The organism is Saliphagus sp. LR7 (assembly GCF_003344565.1).
Lineage (GTDB): Archaea > Halobacteriota > Halobacteria > Halobacteriales > Natrialbaceae > Saliphagus > Saliphagus infecundisoli.
Window position 1 is genome coordinate 1 of record NZ_QPND01000041.1, and the last position, 15,705, is coordinate 15,705.

General features: G+C 56.2%; 12 protein-coding genes and 4 pseudogenes. 6 read left to right on the forward strand and 10 right to left on the reverse strand.

Translation table 11 applies throughout. The features are described from left to right. Together DVH23_RS22325 and DVH23_RS22330 are read left to right on the forward strand one after the other, a co-directional pair. A pseudogene (locus DVH23_RS22325) lies at positions 1–410 on the forward strand (hypothetical protein); the annotation flags it as partial. A 163-nt stretch (positions 411–573) separates the two neighbouring features. Beyond that, on the forward strand, positions 574–1,557 hold the full coding sequence (locus DVH23_RS22330; protein ID WP_114579562.1) for a hypothetical protein: 984 nt from the start codon (positions 574–576) through the stop codon (positions 1,555–1,557). A gap of 66 nt (positions 1,558–1,623) precedes the next feature. Here DVH23_RS22330 and DVH23_RS22335 read toward each other — a convergent pair whose 3' ends face one another. Next, positions 1,624–1,899, reverse strand: coding sequence for a PadR family transcriptional regulator (locus tag DVH23_RS22335; RefSeq protein ID WP_114579563.1), 276 nt, complete (start codon positions 1,897–1,899; stop codon positions 1,624–1,626). Positions 1,900–2,117: 218 nt separating this feature from the next. Between DVH23_RS22335 and DVH23_RS22340 the strand changes: the two genes are divergently transcribed. After that, positions 2,118–2,678, forward strand: coding sequence for a TATA-box-binding protein (locus DVH23_RS22340; RefSeq protein ID WP_114579564.1), 561 nt, complete (start codon positions 2,118–2,120; stop codon positions 2,676–2,678). A gap of 113 nt (positions 2,679–2,791) precedes the next feature. Here the strand turns inward: DVH23_RS22340 and DVH23_RS22345 are convergent. The 5 genes and pseudogenes from DVH23_RS22345 to DVH23_RS22365 form a co-directional block, all read right to left on the reverse strand. Then, positions 2,792–3,259: pseudogene (locus tag DVH23_RS22345) on the reverse strand (transposase); the annotation flags it as partial. 14 nt (positions 3,260–3,273) lie between these two features. After that, positions 3,274–3,639 carry a winged helix-turn-helix domain-containing protein gene (locus DVH23_RS25390; protein ID WP_198668063.1) on the reverse strand — a complete coding sequence of 122 codons (366 nt, stop codon included), beginning with the start codon at positions 3,637–3,639 and terminating at the stop codon, positions 3,274–3,276. Positions 3,640–3,842: 203 nt separating this feature from the next. Next, positions 3,843–3,953: pseudogene (locus DVH23_RS22355) on the reverse strand (sulfite exporter TauE/SafE family protein); the annotation flags it as partial. 249 nt (positions 3,954–4,202) lie between these two features. Continuing rightward, entirely contained in the window at positions 4,203–5,972 is a 1,770-nt protein-coding gene (locus tag DVH23_RS22360) for a polysaccharide deacetylase family protein (protein ID WP_157972581.1), read from the reverse strand. Between the two features lie 679 nt (positions 5,973–6,651). Then, entirely contained in the window at positions 6,652–8,247 is a 1,596-nt protein-coding gene (locus DVH23_RS22365; RefSeq protein WP_114579566.1) for a transposase, read from the reverse strand. Between the two features lie 123 nt (positions 8,248–8,370). Between DVH23_RS22365 and DVH23_RS22370 the strand changes: the two genes are divergently transcribed. After that, positions 8,371–8,916, forward strand: coding sequence for a plastocyanin/azurin family copper-binding protein (locus tag DVH23_RS22370; protein WP_232833895.1), 546 nt, complete (start codon positions 8,371–8,373; stop codon positions 8,914–8,916). Positions 8,917–9,435: 519 nt separating this feature from the next. Here DVH23_RS22370 and DVH23_RS22375 read toward each other — a convergent pair. The 3 genes from DVH23_RS22375 to DVH23_RS24870 form a co-directional block, all read right to left on the reverse strand. Then, a complete protein-coding gene (locus tag DVH23_RS22375; RefSeq protein ID WP_114579568.1) occupies positions 9,436–10,434 on the reverse strand; it encodes an IS110 family transposase in 999 nt (332 codons plus the stop codon). Positions 10,435–10,763: 329 nt separating this feature from the next. Further along, on the reverse strand, positions 10,764–11,189 hold the full coding sequence (locus DVH23_RS23995) for a hypothetical protein (RefSeq protein WP_157972583.1): 426 nt from the start codon (positions 11,187–11,189) through the stop codon (positions 10,764–10,766). A gap of 20 nt (positions 11,190–11,209) precedes the next feature. After that, entirely contained in the window at positions 11,210–11,560 is a 351-nt protein-coding gene (locus tag DVH23_RS24870; RefSeq protein ID WP_114579570.1) for a hypothetical protein, read from the reverse strand. A gap of 215 nt (positions 11,561–11,775) precedes the next feature. Here DVH23_RS24870 and DVH23_RS22390 point away from each other — a divergent pair, with 215 nt between their 5' ends. After that, positions 11,776–12,303, forward strand: coding sequence for an ArsR family transcriptional regulator (locus DVH23_RS22390; protein WP_114579571.1), 528 nt, complete (start codon positions 11,776–11,778; stop codon positions 12,301–12,303). Between the two features lie 87 nt (positions 12,304–12,390). Here the strand turns inward: DVH23_RS22390 and DVH23_RS22395 are convergent, their stop codons facing one another. Beyond that, positions 12,391–14,916: a cation-translocating P-type ATPase gene (locus DVH23_RS22395; RefSeq protein WP_114579572.1), complete on the reverse strand. Its 2,526-nt coding sequence runs from the start codon at positions 14,914–14,916 to the stop codon at positions 12,391–12,393. A 179-nt stretch (positions 14,917–15,095) separates the two neighbouring features. Between DVH23_RS22395 and DVH23_RS22400 the strand changes: the two are divergent. Beyond that, a pseudogene (locus tag DVH23_RS22400) lies at positions 15,096–15,530 on the forward strand (IS4 family transposase); the annotation flags it as partial. Between the last annotated feature and the right edge of the window lie 175 nt (positions 15,531–15,705).

Here is a 15,705-nt window from a genome sequence, read left to right on the forward strand (position 1 = left end):
ATCACGAGGACGAACACCCACACTCACACGACCACGACGATGAGAATCGATTCAGCCGGCTCACAGCATGGGTTCCGTTTCTCGGCGGGCACGAGCACTCACACGACACGCTTGACGATTCTGCCGATCGCGGGCTCGTCGGAATCGCGTGGTTCGCGTTCGTTCTCGGATTCGCTCACGAAGAGGAGTTCGAGATCATCGCCCTCTGCGTTGGCTCGCCGTACTGCCTCGAACTGATGACCGCTTATGCGCTCACAGTTATCCTCGGAATCGTTGGCCTGACGATGTTATTGATTGCGGGCTACGAACACTCCGAAGAACGAGTCGAGCGGTATACGCCGTATCTTCCCATCTTCTCCGCTGTGGTCCTCACTATCATGGGCCTCGGATTCATTATCGGGCTCTTCTGACGGGCACACGCTGCGGTCGTTATGTCGCCACCTGCGCCCCCGAATGTAACGCGAGGTCTGCCTCAAAAGAGGATGGAACACTCCCCGACGAAATCGAGTGGTCAGATCAGCCATCTCACCGTCACGAGCAAGATGTTTTGGTCCCCAGGGCCGATATCCTGCTATGCCGTTTGGAACGAGCTGGCATACACTCCTCGACGAGTGTGACACCCTCGACGACGACGCAACGCTCGTCACCCCACTCACGGAGACCGAGTCCAGGATCACCGACGTCCAGGAGCACCGCATCGTGATCACGGAAACCACAACAGGCGACACAGAGCCTCTCAAACGCGAGCAGTTCGCTACCCTCGCCGACCGGATCTCCGACGCCGGCGGCACCTTCCACCTCCAGCGTCTTCCGCCCGATGCCGAACCCTACGCAGCCGTCTTGAGCCTTCATCCTCGCTACGAGTGTGACACGCGAGCCGGGACGCTCACTGAAACCGACGAGCCGAGCACCTCCCAGTTGATTACCGGAGCCACACAGTCGACTAGCGACGATGACCAGGATCGAAGCGAACCGGATCTCGACGTCTACGCCGACATGCTCTTGCTGATCGATACGCTCGAGCGCCACGATCCCGCTGCCTTCGACGAGTGGGAGACGCCAGTACTCATCAACCTCTATACGCTGCTCTCGGACGTCCAACGCAACGCAGGCGATCTCCGGACCGAAGTCCGCGAGATCCTCCTCGACCGGCTGCACCATGACCAGCCGGTCCACGGCCAGTACGGCTCGGTCCAGCGGACGACTCGACGAAATCGCTCGCTGAAAGACGACGACGAAGTCCTCTGCGTCCTCGAAGATGAGGGCATCCCTCGCGAACGCGTCATGGCCGTCGATCGCGAGAAAGTCGACGCAGCACTCGACGTGACTGAACTCGCCGACTCGGCCGTCTACGAGATCGACGAGCGTGAGTACGTCCGCAAAGCCGACGTCGATGAGGAGACCAAACAGAGCCGCCTCCAGGGACTCAAAGACCAGCTCGCGTTGAGCGACGAGCCTGAAGCCGAGGACCTCCGCGAAGAAGTCGACGAACTCGAGGATCGGATCGAAGAGCTCACCGAGTTCAGTCCGGGAACAGAGGTCGGCACACGCTCGTAACTCACAGCCAGTGTCTTAGACGCTGCGTCCGTTGGGTCTCCTCCTCGCTCACGTCATCTATGGGAGTTAGAGGTTGACGTACTGATCTTCCCACTCACGGCGTCTCTCAATCGCTTCGAGACCGGCGTCAGTGATTTCGTAGTAGTTCGTCCGCCGATCGAGTTCCCCTTTCTCGACGAACCCAGCTTCAACGAGCTCATCGAGGTTCGGATACAGCCGACCGTAGTTGATCTCTGCTCCGTAGTAACCTTCGAGCTCGTCCGAGACGTCTTGCCCAGACGGATGGTCCGCTCCTGCGACGACATATAGCAAATCCCGCTGAAAGCCTGTCAATGTGTCCATATCCGGCTTCTATGGACGAATCTCTTATCAACTTTCTACTCGAGAGATAGATCTTCACAAGTGGCGAGTCCATCGCTGGTGTACGAACTGCAGAAACCATCCGCTCGGGACCGACAGGACCTCGCACCTATGTCGTCCCCACCTAGCTCTGCTACGGTTCACAGGTCAATAGCAACAGCAGCATTATATATCGCGAGTTGAGTGTCGTAACGAAAGGAATGGGAGATCTTCTACACACACTCTCGACGGAGAACGTCGTCGGGTCGACGAGCATCGACCAGGAACTCGATCTCGAGTCGCTTGCGGACGATCTCGACGGCGCCTCGTTCGAGCCAGATCAGTTCCCGGGCGTCATCACGCGAACGACCGATCCCAAGGCCGCATCACTAATCTTCCGTTCAGGGAAGATCGTCTGTACTGGTGCTTCGTCAGTCGAGGATTTGTCGACAGCAGTCGGGCTGACGTTCGAGAAACTTCGTCGATTAGGTCTTGATGTCCCAGAGGAGTCGGACGTCACGGTCCAGAACATCGTGACGAGTGGCGATCTCGGCACGTCGCTCAACCTTAATGCAATCGCGATTGGCTTTGGACTGGAGGCCATCGAGTACGAACCCGAACAGTTCCCCGGACTCGTCTATCGGGCCGACGAACTGGAGGTCGTCGTCTTGCTGTTCGGCAGTGGAAAGCTTGTCATCACCGGAGGGAATCAACCGACTGACGCTGAAGAGGCCATTACTGCAGTTCAGACTCGATTGGACGACCTCGGACTACTCGAGTAGCATCTGCGAACCTCGGTGGTGGACTCCTCGCTAGCTGAGAGGAGCCACTAGCACGGAAGCCCCATCATTCACTCGTGGACGGTGGGGTCACCTCAATTTCTAACTGATAGGGATTAGCAGAGATACTCATAGATTCTCGGTGAGCTGAGAGTCGGAAATCGACTCGTGAGATACGCTTTCAGCTCTGGAAGCGTTCGATAGAGTTTGTTGGCACGCCCCTTGTTCAATTGACGCCAGCACTGTTCAAGTGGATTCATTTCCGGTGCATACGGTGGGAGATATTCAAGAAGCAGGCCCGCTTTCACGGCCTGCTTCTTGAGGTACTCGTTGTCTAGAACGATCACCAACTTCTCTCCGAACTCTTCTTGGAGTGCTCGGAGAAAATGCGCGGCTACTTTTCCAGTGAACGAGCCGTCGACGAATGAGATGAAGCGGTCACCGTCGTCGGTGACCGCGCCTAACAGATTGATCGACGCTCGACCGCCCGAGACCGGCAGTCTCGGGCGGGAGTTTACCGGGAACCATCCGCGTTTTTGCGTGGTCTTGATCACCTGCGTATGCTGATCGATGACGACGATTCGGCGGCCAGTTTCCTTTAGCGTCGGCCACTTTTTTTGAACTCCTCACGCCAGCGCCGTTGTTCAGCGGGATCTGCTTTGTAGTGACGCGGGCGGGCTGTCTGGTAAGACAGGCCCGCCCGCTTCATCACACGGTACATGTGTGCCAGCGAGTACTCGATGCCGAACGTCTCAGCGATGTACTCGCGGACGAGAGCTGGCGTCCACGTCGGTTGATTGTAGCCAGCATCCGACGGCGACGCCGCCAGCGTCGCCGTCAGTTTTGTCCATTGGTCGTCGGTGAGACGAGTGGATTGACCGGGACGAGGGAGGTCGCCGAGCGCGGTTGGTTCGCGCTCGGCGACGGTGTCGAGCCAATCGTGTACACTGTTTGTTCGGGGAATCCGAGCAGCTGTTCGATCTCTGCCGGTGACTTTCCCTGTCGATACAGCAGAGCACTCGTGAGGCGTTTGACCGCTTTCGCATCCGTCTCCGTGCGCAGTTGCTGGCGCAACTGCTCCTCATCAACACCATCCAACTTTCCGCCCCACGTCGTCATGAGTCTCTCTACGCGTCCAAGAGATATGAACTAGTCAGCCGATCCCTAAGAGTAGATCGTCACGAGCGGGCCACACATCCCGAGACAATGGGCGCCGGCGAGGAGGCCGATAACTAAGAACAGCGCCACGTCGACCCCGAGGAAGCTTAGTACGTCCACGGTCCGGTTCTTGTTTCGGCTATCGGCCTGACGAGGTAATGGGTTTCGTCCTCACCGGCGTCTCCGGGGCCGGTCTTCGAGAGGCGGACCAGACGACCTCCGCCGATCCGATCGTACCTCACGATCGTGATCGGGATGACGACGATCGGATGGTCGATCACGCGATCGACTGTGTGACGCTTCTCACGGGGCTATTCGTCGTCGATACCGGAGCTAAATCGCTTGGGCCAGTCGCGTGGTGCCGGCCGATTACTGATTCTCGGTCCGCATCTGCCAGAGGTCGTCGAAGGTGATCACCTCAACGTTATCGGTGTCGGTGATGTATTGGAGGAATTCCTCGTACTCACCCTCATTGATGGTGTTATCGAGGTCGAAGTCGTGGAAGTTGAGGATCGTACACTGGTTGTATTCGGCAGCAATATCAACACATTCCTTACAAGTTGCTAAGTCGTACCCGATCGTCCGGGGGAGGACGAGGGGGTCGAAGCCATAGACGCCCGTGAGATTGGTGTTTCCGGCCTGGTTGAAGCCGCCAGCATAGTAATAATCGCTGACGATGTCGAGAACGGTCGCGTCGAAGTCGTTATGGGGGAACGTGAGGAAGTTCGCGCCCTTAAAGCCGCTATTGACCTTGAACTGCTTGTCGGTTTCGATGGTGTCCCTGAGTTCGTCAGGGTCCATCTCTCCAAGGCGGGTGTGGGAGCCGTGGCCGACGATCTGATCACCGGCCTCTTGGCGTTCTAAGAGTTCCCCGCGGGTCATCACGTCCTCGCGGCCGCCGATGATCCACTGGCGAACGATTGATTGGGCCGCGTTGACACCATACTCATCATGCAGCGGTGAGGCTTCGTCGTAGAACCCTCGCATCCCGTCGTCCCAGCTGAGTATGACGTAGCCAGAATCGGGTTGGTCGTGGGTACGGATGTCGTCGACCCAGACTTCGGCTTCCTCGCCTGTATGGTGGACCCGGACTTCGAGGGTCGAGAGGAAGTCCATCTCGGGAGGATACTCGTCTTCGGCGACGACACCGGGAGAGATGCGGAACCAGCCGGGATCGTCGCCGCCATAGGTGATCGAGCGGAGTTGATAGGCTCGGGCGCTGCCGTAGACGTCGACGAAGCGGAGTTCGACGGCGATATTGTTCGGGGTCGTCGTCCGGACAGCCATCGAGAAGTCGAGATCGGTTAGGTCCGGGTTGTCGCTTTCGAGGTCGCGCTCGATGACCATGTTCGCGCCCTCCTCTTCGGTATACATTCGGACGCTCTGGGAGCCGGTAAAGGAGACGTCGGTGTTCTCCTCGGCGTTGCCTTCCGTGATCGACCACGCCGAGAGGTCCTCGAAGTCGTCGAAGGAGTCGCCGGGTTGGGCGTACTCCTCGCGGCTGTTGTACTCCGTCTCAACGGCGAGTTCGTTCCCACCTTCCTCGAGGGTGACCGTCGTCTCGGTGTCGTCGCCGTCGATTTCGATGGTTTCCTCGTTGTCGGCGTACTCCTCGGCGCTGGCGAGGACGGTGTACTCGCCGTCGGCCAGCCCGGTGAACTCAACCGTACCGTCGCCGCCGGTTTCGCTCTCGTACTCGCCAGAAGTGTCAGTATCTCCGCCGGAGGCCGTCTCGTTACCGGATCCGGTTTCGTTGGCGTCCGTTTCGTTTCCGGTCTCGTTGGCAGTCGTCTCGTTCCCGGCGTCGCCCGCCTCCTCGGGAGCGTCTCCATCCGCGAGCTGGTCGCCCTCAAGCCAGACGGTCGCTCCCTCGATCGGATCGCCGTCCCCGGTCTCGACGGTTACGGAAAGTGAGTACCCGTCCTCGGTGTCGTCGGACTCGTTGCCCTCGTCCGTGCTGTTGTCCTCATCTGTCTCGTTTCCGGCGTCGGTCTCGTTGGTGTCGTCGGTTTCGCCAGTCTCGTTTGTATCGTTACCCTCATCGTCGGTTTCGTTGGGATCTTCCCCGTCGTCGCCACCGCCGAAGGCGGAGCAGCCGGCGATTCCGGAGACAGCTGCGACCCCGGAGAGTGCGAGCATTTGGCGTCGTGTCGTCGGTTGGGGAACCATTTGCTTAAGAGCAGTGTGGGAGGATTGTTATAGGTTCTGTATTTGTTCTAAGCTGAGAACTGAGGTTGATAGCTAAAACGTCAGCTGTTCGTTCAAAAGTGTTCTCGGTGAGTCATACCGAACACGGACATACTCGGATCATCTGTAGACACAGGCCGGTAGCGAATTGGAAGTACCGCATTAAGGATGTGGATCTCGATTCTCAGCGTGAAATATAGACACGGGAGCTTATCATATTAACGGAAACTATCGAATTGATATATTCTCACCAACGTGTAATAGAATTCGTCTCACACCCTCTACCCGGGGATTATACGCCTCCATATCGTGCCTGACTCCGTTAATCTCGGCAGTTAGGTGTCTATTCAGATTATTATCTGTGGATTATGTCTGTTGAGAACCATTGTATGACACGCTCTTATATATACCCTGTTGCACGTTCAAAATTAGTTCGCCGGACGGGACGGGCGGGCCTCAAACTGACCACCCATCGGCGGTGCTGACCGAATGCTGTTACGTTTCTTGACAGAAGCACCTGTATCAACCGGCGAATCACCCTGATGATCATGAGATGATCGCGAAAGAGAGCCGCCTGAGAGCGACGCCTCTCAGGCGGCGACACCTGTTTTTTGGACAGGTGGCCCAGCGGTCAGATAAGCCGACTTGGTGAGCGTATCAGCCCTGGTTTGCTCTGGCGATGTGCAGTGAGAGACGCTGCGACAAGTGCCACTGCAGAGAGAACAACGTGCGTCTCGACGTTGTTCTCCTTGCGTGCGCGAACGCGGTCAAGACCGGTGAACGACTTCATTCGGGAGAACACCCGCTCGACACCTGCGCGCAGGTGTCGATGCATCCGCTCTTTGATTGCCTGGAAAATGTAGGTCTCCTCGACGCTGCCAACCTCAACGCCGTACTTCGAGAGTTGCTCTTGTGGAAGTCGCTCCAGAGCGTCATAGGGAGTGTCGATCTCCTCGCCGTGGTCCTCGAAGAGCTCCTTGATTTCGTCCTTGATCGTCGCTAACGGCGACGATCTGCGGGGATTGATCGACGTCAGCAGCGGACAGTCAAGACGCTCGTGGCAGAACCCACGGTTGTCCTGACTGTCGAAGCCGGCATCAGCCAGTGCAGCCTGGAGTTCATCGGTGTCGTACCGCTCATCGAACTCCTCAATGAGCGGTTCGAACGCTGTCGTATCGTTCCGTTTGCCGGTCTCCATCGTGATGGCGACCGGCAACTCGCTTGCGGCGTCGACGACGAGAAACACCTTGTAGCCGTAGAACGAGCCTTCGTGTTTGCCCCAGCTCGCTCCTTCAACGTCGCCGTTTTCGATTTCGTCGCGTGTGTTTGCCCAGGCAGCAATGTGAGTGCCGTCGATGATGATGAACTCTCCGGCATGGTCGTGATCAGCGAGCAACTCCCCACACATCGACTGGAGGCAGTCACGGAGTTCGTCAGGCTGGAGGTCGTTGAAGGCCCGCCAGAGGGATGTCCCGTCGGGGACATCCTCTGGCTCAACGTAGTCGAGAGCCTCCCTGAACGAGTGATTGCGCCGAAGGCGGCGTTCGAGGGCGTCAAACGAGTCGCCCTCGAACTGCCGCAGGACGAGTGCAGCTGCTCGTTCAGGAGGGATGGATTGGATCTGTGAGACAGCAACCGAGAGGAACGTCGCAACGAGTTCATCTCGGTAGAGGTAGCCGTCTTCGGTTGGCTCTCCGGGTGTGACATCGGTCGGCTGGTCGGTGCAGCGTTGTGCCAGCTGGTCGTCCCTGCGGGACGGCCAGCTGTGGAGGTAGAGAGTCGTATTCTGCCAGTCAACGGCATGGATCTCTTGTTGTTCAGCGAGGTTACGGAGAGGCCGATAGCAGCGGCGCCCAAGAAGATCGTTGGCTTCGGCTGGCGTGAGTCCGGATGGACGCCTGAACGCGAGGTGTTTGAGCGTTGATTTGGTGTCTTCTTTGCGGTGGAAGACGGCAACGCCGTCGTCCACCTCAGGCCGCCAGAAGCCGTCGTGGGTTGATCGATGGCCAACGACGTGTTTGCTGGCGACGTATCTGCCGTCAGAGTTCAGCGAGGTGTAGAACGGATCTTCGGAGGCGATCTGATCGATATACCACGCTGGCACCGAGGTGCCAGCGCGGAGTTGCTCCTTGGAGGCGACCTCACCATGGGTGCGGAGGAGCTCACGAACAGCAATCTTATGGGTGGGAGTCGTATTTTTACTCACGTCGGATCTAGTAGTGGACATACTACCGATCCGACTTCTAATCTAGTTAAAGTGACTGTTCTTGATAGTAGTGACTACACTGCGATAGGTCGGAGCTAATTTCGAAACCGTGCAACAGGCTAAGTGAGTATGGAGCGCCGACAGATGCTCAAGACAGCCGGAATCCTCGCTACAGGTGGCGTAACTAGTCTCGCAGGATGTGGTTCTGGAAACGATAATGCTGAGGGCGGTGAACCGGCTACGACTGAGACAGAGGAGATCGATGGCTCGGGCAGTTCGAATACAGTCATGATGGTCACCGAGGGAAGCGAGTATTATTTCGATCCGATCGGCCTGTTCGTCGAATCCGGAGAGACAGTCACGTTCGAAATCAAAAGTGGAAGTCATTCGGCGACTGCCTACAAGGAAGGAACGAGTTCGGCATCGGTAACCCGGATACCTGACGGTGCAGAAACGTTCAATAGCGAAACGCTGAGTGAACAGGGCGCAACCTACGAGCACACGTTTGAGACCACCGGTACATACGATTACTTCTGTATTCCACACAAGACCCAGGGGATGCTCGGACGGATCGTCGTCGGCGAACCAGGCGGCCCTGCTGAAGGGAGTATGCCGTCGGACGGAGATGTTCCTGAGAGTCAAACCATCGTCGACCAAGGTAGCGTCTCATACAGCGAGTTCTCTGGATAGATTCCGAAGTCCGCATCCGCTGTGAACTCGACCGTGTGTCGTTCAGCGAGGGCGACGTTAGTGACGCCCATGTCATGTCTCGTCAGTATTGTATATAGGGTAACACAGCATTTCGACAATCGAACCCGAAACGATAGATGAGCTCTCATTGTATATCATCCTGTCGTATGAATTTCAACTCATCCCACTCGGCTGATCGTATCAACAAGACAAACAATTCCACAACTAGACGCCGAGTTCTTAAAACGAGCGCCGGTGTAGTCGCAGCCACAAGTGCTTTTCCGGTGCTAAGCGGAACACCTATGGAAATCCTGCTGGCTGAGTAAACCACCGTTGTCAGTATAGCTGTTAGGGTGATCCGAATTGTTGATACCCTTAAGCGTGGAAACCGCTGGAGAGCGTTGCTGTCTATCCTCACGCGGGCGGGGCTGGTGCGGTGCTGTTTATGGCTCTGGAATGATCACCAGCCGCTCATCGACCTCGAGTGCCCGTCAGTGAGGGACGCCGCTTAGGCGTCCCTCACGCACTCACCCCTGGTGGATCGTACACCTCCTTTCGATCAAGCATGTGGAAAATCGACACCAACAGTTTCCGTGCCGTTGCCACCATTGCTTCCTTCGAACTCTTGCGATTCGCTAAGCGATTGTAAAATCGACTCAAATACGTGTCTTGGCAGGTGTGAACAGCCACGTTTGTGCATTGGACGAGGATCCAACGTAACCCACTTGCTCCTCGTTTCGAGATGCCACCTTCGAACCGCGAGTCGCCAGACTCGCGGATCACCGGGTTCAATCCTGCGTAACTCACCACCTCTTTGTCTCGGTCGAACCGATCAATTTCGCCGAGCTCGGCGTATATCATCAGCGCTGAATAGTAGCTGACACCCGGAATCGACATGAGCAGCTGGGTCTCCTCCAGAGACCCAGCGCGCTCTTCGATTGTCGCTTCGAGCCGCTCGATCTCCTCGGTGAGCGTCTCGATTACTTCTAGATGCGCCGTCAGTAGTGCGTCCCACGGCGTTGAGAGCGAGAGTTCCCGCAGGAACTCTCGTCCCTCCACACTCAACGGCTTCACCTTCCGCGTGATCCCGTGATCGGCGAGCAAGCCATGGATCTTATTCGCGTACTCCGTTCGACTCTCGACCAACTTCTGCCGGCCGCGCACGAGTGCGCGGCACTCCCTGATCTCATCGGTTGGAACGTAGCTTTCGGGAACAGATCCAAGACGTACCATCCGCGCGAGTTCTTTGGCGTCAACGCGGTCGGTCTTCTTGTCTGAATCAGCGATGAGTTTCAACTTGCCAGGGTGAGCTACGGTCACATCCAGATACTCTGAAAGAGTATCGTGGATGGGGTAATAGTTGCTGGTAGCTTCGATTGCAGCTTCGCTGCCAGCGTACTCTTGGGCGATCTTGTCGAGGTTCGCGTTCTCGACGCGAACCTCTCGATCAATCTTCCCATTCTCGTCCATCACAGCAACCTGCGCATACCGTTTGTGGATGTCTATTCCGAGATACATGGGTTATCACTCTGGGACGTCAGTGCGTGAGGAAGAGAGACACCTATGCGGGCTTTCCCGGGTGCCGCGGCGCGCGGCACCCGGGCTGTAATGCCCAAGACTCGGCTTCCTTCGCACTTGGACCAGTCAGCAACACGTGCTCTCCGGCACGGTTCCGCGCTCGGTCTCATGCGCCCCATACTTGTCTCACGCTCTCATAGGGTAGCAGGATTTCCATCGAGTCAGCAGCTGCTCACTTTCCGGATCAGCTTGAACTTGATGTCAAACCTGGCTGTGCGGACAACCCTCTTGACGTACAGAACGACGATGACGTCCCAGTTGCTGTCCTCTCAACAGAATTCGTCGATGGAGATGGAGAGACCGTGATGTTCGATCCGACAGAGCGTGATGTTCGCTATCGGTTCGGTGCGCCCGACGCTGTGGAGAATGGTGCCGGTGCACGCCCTGTTCACAATGGCCATTGTACTGATGAAGGAACGCTCGTTCTCCATTTCCCGGTCGAAGACATGGATCTTGATGGCGATGAGACAACTGGCAAACTCCTCTGGGAACGTGACGAAACTGGCGAACACGGGTACGCCGGAACCGACGAAATCACTGTGACTAGTCCTTCCAGTGATTCTGCAAACGATCTCAGATTCCCACGATTCGAAAGATTCGCACCATTTTGAGATAGCTGAAATATCCGCCATAAGGAGGGAAGCAAAAGAAATAATGCGGGCAGTGTGTTGCATCTCTCTATCCTCACCGGCCACGTTCGAAGCTCAGAGAGGTATTAGGTTTGTTCATTTTTGATAGAGGGGGTATCTGTTGGTGATCCACTTCGATACACTGTATAAAGAATTACAATTGAAATGAGAAAATCGAAGCTATGTTCAATCAAATGATGGATTGTCATCGGAACGACTCCAAGAACGGTGCCAAGTCCGACAATGGAGCGAGCCACAAGCATCCCCAATACGAACGTAACTAAAAGGTAGCGGAGCGTCTGTCGTCTTGAGTACGCTATAAGACCGAGCCCAAACAAGACGATCGTCCCGACTACCGCAAGAACGATTATAAGAACGAGAACTGGGGCAAGTTGCGGATCCAGCCATTCGCTAGTACGAGAGCTTACAGCGAACATGGATGATAGGGGTTCGAGTGGTAGACTATCTATTCGCTTCGGTGCAACTCCTCTGGAAAGCCGGAAACACCGGGTAAATGATTGCGTTGATATCAAAAATTATGCGAAAGACGTTATCACTGTCATCCCGTTCGATAAAAATCAGCGAAAGCCATTATTCCACTGGCTCACTATCTTCGATATCAGCTTCCCTTCAAACCACTCCAAATAATCTTATGTCCGAAACGAGACAACAAATTCGAATGCATGTCAACGAAAACGTTGGTATACATTTCAACGAGCTCGTTAGGCAGTCAGAGTGTGCGCCAGGTCAGGTTCAGTATCATATCCACCGTTTAATCGATGAGGACGTTCTCATTCGTAGTGAATTCTATGGCCGAACCCACTACTATCCACCTCAATACGACGAGTGGGAACGTGGAGCACTTGCATTATTCCGACGTGAAACGGCTCGTGAAATTGTTGTCCATCTTATCGAACATGAATCGGCCGACCCCAACGAGACGGCCAAGGCGCTTGGTATTGCCCGAAGCACTCTTGAGTACCACATCACTCATCTTGTTGAACAAGAGATTGTCGAAAAGCAGTACAACACACGAAATCAGGTCACACTCTGTTTAGCCCAACCAGACCAAATTGGTCCGTTGCTGATGGAAGTGACGCCAACAGTTCCCGATCGATTCATTGACCGGTTCACAAGACTCGTCGACAGTCTGCTCGAACCATACTCTGAATGTCCGTAGCTGACGCGCTATACTGGAAGAAACGTGTTGATGTCTCCTTTCAAGTGAAGTGGGAGAACAAACCAGTTATCATATAGATTTAAATAATCATCTCTTGTCATTGGGTAGCAACCGACGAGAACTATTCACACCAATTAAGCCAGCAGAGACGATCGCGGCAAATATCACAGTTACGGGATTTAGAAGGCCGATGATTGCAATCGGAATGGTGATCGCATTGTAACAGAGTGCGAGCACGTTGTTCTGCCGGATCCGTGAGCGCGCGGCGTGTGCTAATTCGAATGCAGTCTCGACGGCTCCGAGGTGGTCCGTCGAAATCGCTATATCGGCAGCATCAGCTGCAAGTGCCGTTCCGCTTCCTAGTGAGATTCCAAGATCTGCTACCGCGAGTGCCGGGGCGTCGTTGGTTCCGTCGCCGACCATAGCGACGTTGTGATCGTTCGCCAGCCGACGGATCGTCTCTGTCTTTCCTGCTGGGGGAACGCCTGCAAACACCTGATCGACGGCTGTATGTCGGTCGAAGAACTCCGCCGCCTCTGCATCATCGCCGGTCAGAACGACCACGTCGACGCCGCGCTCGTCAAGTTGGTTGAGGGTCTCCTCCCAGTCCTCGCGTGGTTCGTCTCCGACAATCACGACGCCTTCGGCTCGGCCATCGCGGCCTACGATAACTGGCAGATGACCGAATCCGCGGGCCTGATTGACACGCTGTTCGATCTCTTCACTCACTATCCAATCCTCCGCAGCGAACAGGTCTAGTGAACCGACTGCAACTGATGGGCCGGTGACTGTCCCAGTGATCCCGGTCGCATGGCTCGAAAACTCCGAAACGGGATCGCTCTCTGGCTCCGCGATTGTATCGGGGGCTCCATCGGTTTCCGTCGGATCGGCTTGGTCTTCGGAACGACCGAATGCGGCGACAATGGCTTCAGCTGCTGGGTGTGATGCTCGACGCTCCAGCATAGCGACGTCTTGGAGAAGGTCCGCCGGCGCATTAGCCTCGAGCACCTCCATTGAACCCGTCGTCAGCGTCCCGGTTTTGTCGAAAACCACTACGTCGATTTCACGGAGCCGTTCGAAAATCGTTTCGTCGAAGACGATGATGCCATGCTCCATCATCATACGAAGACAGCTGGCGACCGAGAGGGGTGTTGCAAGCCCCAGTGCCCACGGAGAGGCGACTAAGAATACACCGAGCATTGCAAGAATCGTACTTGCTACTGAACTGGTCGAGACGTAAATACCGGCGCCAATACCAAGCGCCGCAAGAACGAGGAGCGGAGCGACAAATGTAGCTACCCGATCTGCACGCCGCTGGATCCTATGATCCGTACTCTGGATGTTCCACACGGACTGCATGATCCGGTCGATACTACTTGTCCGCGCTTCATTGACTTCGACGAGCGCGGCATCGTTTGTGACAATTGATCCTCCAAGGACGTCCTCACCAGGGGACCGCCTGACTGGAACCGACTCGCCAGTTACGATCGATTCGTCAACGGTACAGGCCTGATCAACTAGTGTTCCGTCGACAGGAATCCGTTCTCCCGTGCGGACCAACACTCGATCATCTGCCGTCACCTCCTTGACGGGAACGACGTGTGTCGTCCCGTCTTCGCTGTAGCGTCGTGCCTCGTCGACCTGCGAGACTGTGAGGTCCGTAAGACGTTCGAGCGCGCGCTGTTTGATCGACGTTTCATAAAAGGCGGCACCAGTGACAGCTGCAGCGACGACCAACGTGAGGTCAAAGAATACGTCATTCTCACCGGCGATGATCGCGACTGTACTATACAGGTACGCACTGCAGACGGTAAATGCGACGAGAAGATCCGTATTCGGCTGCTTCGTCCGAAGGCTGGCGTATGCTCCACGCAGTACCGGCAGTCCCGTGAACAGCAACACAAGTCCTGTGAAGCCAAGATAGAGACGTAGGAAGAGAGCACCGGAAGACCCCTGAAGTTGGAAGGAGTTCTCGTAGAGTTCGAGGAACGTCGTATCAACCATATCCGCCAGGTGGGCAGGGTACACGAGGACGGCGTAGGGGAGAAGAAGAAACGCCCCAAACAGGACGCCAGCCGCATAGCGAAAGCTAAGAAACTCATCTGATCGACGTTTGCGCATTCCCTCCATCTCTCTAGAGCGGAGTGGGGCGTCCGCCTCGGCCTGGCGAGAACCTGCAGCGTCGCCTCGTAGGTAAGCGTCGTAGCCGAGCGTGCTGAGCGCGTCTATGAGGTCCTGCTGGGCCACGTGGTTATCATGTTCCACACGCACGGTCTCGGTGACATAGCTGGCCGTCGCGTCGGCTACTCCGTCTAGCGCCGTTGCCCGGGACTCAAGGTACCTCTCGCAGGTCGCTGAGTGCATCCCATCAACCCGGAAGAAGGTCTGCTCTTGCTGGTCCGACTCCCTGGGTGGCGAGCTCTCGGTCGCTGGTGGAGACGTTTCGGAACAATCCGAGCCCTTGGTCTGGATCGATCCGTCAAGTGTCTCGTCAATTTCGCGGCAGCCCTGCGAGCAGTACCACTCGTCGGACGGAGCGTCCGCAATTCCTGAGCCAAAGTCGACTGGCCGACCACATAGCTCGCAGGTGGCATCGGGATGTGTATCGTCCATCGGTGAGGTTCGCACGTGTGTCGGTCTCAGAGATGGGGACGGAAACGTGTTTCCGAAGCGGGTCAGCCTGGCCTCATCCGTCTTTAGTTAGTCCTACTTCCGCGGTTCAACATCTTCACGCTCTCAGACTGTGGCGTTTCGACTATTTAAAACCGGCGTGAGCCGGTAGTGACGGCCTGATGTCTGTGACCTCTAAGTCGGCAGATAGGCCGTCACCGGATGCAACGGACGCCAACAACTTCAACTCTGCCGAAACTGTCGCCGATGAGTTGTACTCGCTGCTCGCCGCAGGCGACAGCGAGTCCATTGCTCAGGAGTTCGATATCGGCATCCACACCGACAAACACGACTTCGACAACCACCTCAAAGTAGCCATTCGTGAAGGACTTGATCCATCTAGTTCGCTCGCCGAACTCGCCGATAAGACCGCTGTTGATGACTCTCTTGACAAAATGCCCGAGTCACGGTTCTCCGAACTCACGAACGACCGCGACTACCGCGCGGTCGTTCGCATGCTGTTCGCGTTGCTCCACACGCCACAGCTGTATCATCAGCGTGCTGTCCAGCGAAAACGCCTGGAGTGGCTTACACGAGGGGTAATTGCTGTCGACGCGATGCTTCGTTGCGGCGCAAAGTAATGGCGGTCTCACCCCTGTTTCCGGCTGGTTTCCGTTAGATTTGTGGGGAAATGGACGCCGTCTTGCGATATGAGGTCGAAACGATCGACTATACGACAGTATAAGAATCTTGCCAAACAATACGTTGACAATCCGGACGAACCCGCTGCGC

What these genes read in the sequence shown, in the direction of transcription:
- DVH23_RS22335 (WP_114579563.1), bottom strand. Translation starts at nt 1,899, where the DNA reads ATGGACACATTGACAGGCTTTCAGCGGGATTTGCTATATGTCGTCGCA.
- DVH23_RS22390 (WP_114579571.1), top strand. Translation starts at nt 11,776, where the DNA reads ATGTCCGAAACGAGACAACAAATTCGAATGCATGTCAACGAAAACGTT.
- DVH23_RS22340 (WP_114579564.1), top strand. Translation starts at nt 2,118, where the DNA reads ATGGGAGATCTTCTACACACACTCTCGACGGAGAACGTCGTCGGGTCG.
- DVH23_RS22330 (WP_114579562.1), top strand. Translation starts at nt 574, where the DNA reads ATGCCGTTTGGAACGAGCTGGCATACACTCCTCGACGAGTGTGACACC.
- DVH23_RS24870 (WP_114579570.1), bottom strand. Translation starts at nt 11,560, where the DNA reads ATGTTCGCTGTAAGCTCTCGTACTAGCGAATGGCTGGATCCGCAACTT.
- DVH23_RS22365 (WP_114579566.1), bottom strand. Translation starts at nt 8,247, where the DNA reads ATGTCCACTACTAGATCCGACGTGAGTAAAAATACGACTCCCACCCAT.
- DVH23_RS22360 (WP_157972581.1), bottom strand. Translation starts at nt 5,972, where the DNA reads ATGCTCGCACTCTCCGGGGTCGCAGCTGTCTCCGGAATCGCCGGCTGC.
- DVH23_RS22395 (WP_114579572.1), bottom strand. Translation starts at nt 14,916, where the DNA reads ATGGACGATACACATCCCGATGCCACCTGCGAGCTATGTGGTCGGCCA.
- DVH23_RS22375 (WP_114579568.1), bottom strand. Translation starts at nt 10,434, where the DNA reads ATGTATCTCGGAATAGACATCCACAAACGGTATGCGCAGGTTGCTGTG.
- DVH23_RS22370 (WP_232833895.1), top strand. Translation starts at nt 8,371, where the DNA reads ATGCTCAAGACAGCCGGAATCCTCGCTACAGGTGGCGTAACTAGTCTC.